This window comes from Microbacterium sp. Leaf351, from assembly GCF_001423825.1.
Classification (GTDB): Bacteria; Actinomycetota; Actinomycetes; order Actinomycetales; family Microbacteriaceae; genus Microbacterium; species Microbacterium ginsengisoli.
This window is the reverse complement of the sequence record NZ_LMPK01000002.1, coordinates 43,036-43,239: the sequence shown is the minus strand read 5'-3', so window position 1 is coordinate 43,239 and position 204 is coordinate 43,036. Positions and strand designations below refer to the sequence as shown.

Sequence of the window (204 nt, the reverse complement as noted above, 5' to 3'; positions counted from 1 at the left end):
CCGTCGCCTCGATCGTGGTGCGCGCGGAGGCCTCATAGTCGAAGGCCGACAGCGACAGACCCGCATCGGATGCCTCGATCAGCACGCCCGCGAGGATCGGCTGCGGATTGCGCTGAGGCAGCAGCTTGACCACGAAGGACACGGCTTCGCTGAAAACGTCTCGACTGACGTGGAACCTCACGGGCGCTCCCTTGACCTTGTTGG

At 64.7% G+C, this 204-nt stretch carries 1 pseudogene; it reads right to left on the bottom strand.

Annotated features, from left to right (window positions below):
- Window positions 1–181 (bottom strand): annotated as a pseudogene (locus ASG00_RS16060) (DNA polymerase III subunit beta); the annotation flags it as partial.
- Between the last annotated feature and the right edge of the window lie 23 nt (window positions 182–204).